Source organism: Thiohalocapsa sp., assembly GCF_019695415.1.
In the GTDB taxonomy this organism is placed as follows: domain Bacteria; phylum Pseudomonadota; class Gammaproteobacteria; order Chromatiales; family Chromatiaceae; genus Thiohalocapsa.
The window spans coordinates 1-3,585 of sequence record NZ_JAIFKJ010000581.1 but is presented as its reverse complement, the minus strand read 5'-3'; the positions used below and the strand labels follow the sequence as shown (position 1 = coordinate 3,585).

General features: G+C 65.0%; 2 protein-coding genes. Both read left to right on the top strand.

Features of this window, described 5'->3' with window-relative positions; translation table 11 throughout:
- The first annotated feature begins 494 nt into the window (after positions 1–494).
- Positions 495–2,507: a transketolase gene (gene tkt, locus I6U14_RS15980; protein WP_296900512.1), complete on the top strand. Its 2,013-nt coding sequence runs from the start codon at positions 495–497 to the stop codon at positions 2,505–2,507.
- A 101-nt stretch (positions 2,508–2,608) separates the two neighbouring features.
- On the top strand, positions 2,609–3,585 hold a 977-nt coding region (gene gap / locus I6U14_RS15975), incomplete at its 3' end, for a type I glyceraldehyde-3-phosphate dehydrogenase (protein WP_296900511.1).

Genomic DNA, 3,585 nt, shown 5'->3' with positions numbered 1-3,585 from the left:
CGGCGTTTCCTCTGCGTGTGCGCGGGGTCGCGATAGTGCGGCGTGGGTGCTTGCCGGCGGCTGCGTGCGGTCGTGCGGCGCGTACCCGCGGCACGACGGGCGGGCGGTTAGACTTGCGTATACTCGACCGAAATCCTTAATATTAGTAAGTTATGAACGTGGCGCCGGGGACGCCGGCGCCGGTTGCTGGCTAAGCCGCACTTTTCGCGCAAGAATCAGGCGGCGATAACCCATGCCGCGCGGAGCCGGGCGACAGGCGCCCCCGCGGCGCTCAATGTCTGCATGCTGCCAGCGTCTGCATGCTCAATGTCCGACCCGCCGCGCACGTCTGCTGGCGCGGTATCGGAATCCGGTTTCCAGCGCAGCGAGGCCCGTTTTCGCTCACCACTGAACGATCGCCGCGCGAGCCGGCCGCCGGCCCGGCGTCATTTCTCGCGCGGCTGCATCCGACTCCTGCCAGATCGCATCGATAACTCGACCGAGGAGAGATCCTTATGTCCTCACGCAAAGAACTCGCGAACGCCATCCGCGCGCTCAGTATGGACGCCGTGCAGAAGGCCAAATCCGGGCACCCGGGCGCACCCATGGGTATGGCCGACATCGCCGAAGTGCTCTGGAACGACTTCATGCAGCACAACCCGGCGAACCCGGACTGGGCCGATCGCGATCGCTTCGTGCTCTCCAACGGCCATGGCTCGATGTTGATCTACTCGCTGCTGCATCTGACCGGCTACGACCTGCCTCTGGAAGAGCTGAAGCAATTCCGCCAGCTCCATTCCAAGACTCCGGGGCACCCCGAGTATGGCTATGCGCCGGGCGTCGAGACCACCACCGGTCCGCTGGGGCAAGGCATCAGTAATGGTGTGGGCATGGCGCTGGCGGAAAAGGTACTCGCCGCGCAGTTCAACAAGCCGGGCCACGAGATCGTCGATCACTACACTTACGTCTTCCTCGGTGACGGCTGCCTGATGGAGGGCATCTCGCATGAGTCCTGCTCGCTGGCGGGTGCGCTGGGCTTGGGCAAGCTGATCGCCTTCTACGACGACAACAACATCTCCATCGACGGTGAGGTGCGCGGCCATGGCGACGTACCTGCCTGGTTCCTGGACGACACGCCGAAGCGCTTCGAGGCCTACAACTGGCACGTCATCCCGGAAGTGGACGGCCATGACCCGGAGGCCGTGAAGGCCGCCATCGAACAGGCCCGGGCCGTCACCGACAAGCCCTCCCTCATCTGCTGCCAGACCATTATCGGCTACGGCTCTCCGAACAAGCAGGGCAAGGAGGAGTGCCACGGCGCGCCCTTGGGTGATGACGAGATCGTGCTCACCCGCGAGGCCCTGGGCTGGAGCCACCCGCCCTTCGAGGTGCCGGACGATATCTACCAGGCCTGGGATGCCCGCGAGCGCGGCGCCGTGGCCGAGCAGGCGTGGAACGACAAGTTCGCCGCCTACAAGGCCGAGTATCCCAGCGAGGCCGCCGAATTCGAGCGCCGCATGGCGGGCGAGCTGCCGGAAGACTTCGAGGCCAAGGCCTGGGAGTTCATCAAGTCCGTGGACGAGAAAGCCGAGAAGGTCGCCACCCGCAAGGCCTCGCAAAACGCCCTGAACGGCTTCGGTCCGCTGCTGCCCGAGCTGCTGGGCGGCTCCGCGGACCTCGCCGGCTCAAACCTCACGCTGTGGTCGGGCGCCAAGGGCATCAAGCCCAATGACGCCGGCGGCAACTATGTGTACTACGGTGTGCGCGAGTTCGGCATGTCCGCCATCATGAATGGCGCCACGCTGCATGGTGGCTTCAAGCCCTACGGCGCCACATTCCTGATGTTCATGGAATACGCCCGCAATGCGGTACGCATGGCGGCGCTGATGAAGATCAACCCGATCTTCGTCTATACCCATGATTCCATTGGCCTCGGCGAAGACGGCCCCACCCATCAGCCGGTTGAGCAGATCTCCATTCTGCGCCTGACCCCGCGCATGTCCACCTGGCGTCCCTGTGATGCCGTGGAGAGTGCCGTGGCCTGGAAGCTGGCGCTGCAACGCACGGGCGGCCCGTCGGCCCTGATCTTCTCGCGTCAGGGTGCCCCGCATATGCCGCGCACCGACGATCAGATCCGGGCCATCGAGCGCGGCGCCTATGTGCTGCAGGACTGCGACGGTACACCTGATGCCATCATCATCGGCACCGGCACCGAGGTGGAGCTGGCTGTCAAGGCCGCGGAGCAGCTCGGCGAGCAGGGCCGAAAGGTCCGCGTCGTCTCCATGCCCAGCATGGACGCCTTCGATGCCCAGGACGCCGCCTACAGGGAAGCCGTGCTGCCCGATGCCGTGAAGGCGCGGGTCGCCGTCGAGGCCGGCGTCTCCAATCTCTGGCCCAAGTACGTCGGCATGCATGGCAAGGTGGTGGGTGTGGATACCTTCGGAGAGTCCGCGCCTGCTGGTGACGTGTACAAGGCCCTGGGCGTCACGGCCGAGGCCGTTGCGGACGCGGTCAACAGTCTTCTATGAGTCTCGAGTGATGGGGCTCGAGGTGCGCCGGGTCTGTCCGCTGCGCCTCGGCCCTCGTGCCTCGCAACTCGCCCCTCGACACTTCCGATGAGGAGTAAACCATGACCCTGAAAGTTGGTATCAACGGCTTCGGCCGCATCGGCCGCATGGCCTTCCGCGCGATCAGCAAAGAGTTCCCGAATATCGAGGTGGTCGGTATCAACGACCTGCTGGACCCCGATTATTTGGCTTATATGCTGAAATACGATTCCGTGCACGGCCGCTTTCAGGGTGACGTTGCCGTTGACGGCAACAGCATGATCGTTAACGGCAAGTCCATCCGTCTCACGGCCGAGATGGACCCGGCCAACCTGAAATGGGACGAGGTGGGCGCCGACCTGGTCATCGAGTGCACCGGCTTCTTCCTGACCGAGGAGACCTGCCAGAAGCACATCGCCGCCGGCGCCAAGAAGGTCGTCCAGTCCGCGCCCTCCAAGGACGCCACGCCGATGTTCGTGTACGGGGTCAACCACGGCGTCTACGACGGCCAGGCGATCATCTCCGCGGCCTCCTGCACCACCAACTGCCTCGCGCCGGTCACCAAGGTGCTGAACGACAACTGGGGCGTGAAGCGCGGCCTGATGACCACCGTGCATGCCGCCACCGCCACCCAGAAGACCGTCGACGGCCCGTCCAAGAAGGACTGGCGCGGCGGCCGCGGCATCCTGGAGAACATCATCCCGTCCTCCACCGGCGCTGCGAAGGCCGCTGGCAAGGTGCTGCCGGAGCTGAACGGCAAGCTGACCGGCATGGCCTTCCGCGTGCCGACCTCCGATGTCTCCGTGGTGGACCTCACCTGCGAGCTGGATAAGGGCGCCACCTACGACGACATCTGTGCCGCGATGAAGTCGGCTTCCGAGTCCGGCGACCTCGCCGGCGTGCTGGCCTACACCGAGGACAAGGTGGTCTCCACCGACTTCCGCGGTGCCACCACCCCATCGGTCTTCGACGCCGGCGCCGGCATCATGCTGGACTCGACCTTCGTCAAGGTCGTCGCCTGGTACGACAACGAGTACGGCTACACCTGCAACATGCTGCG

Excerpts from the sequence above, each read along its gene's own strand:
- tkt (WP_296900512.1), top strand. The coding sequence starts at position 495 with ATGTCCTCACGCAAAGAACTCGCGAACGCCATCCGCGCGCTCAGTATG.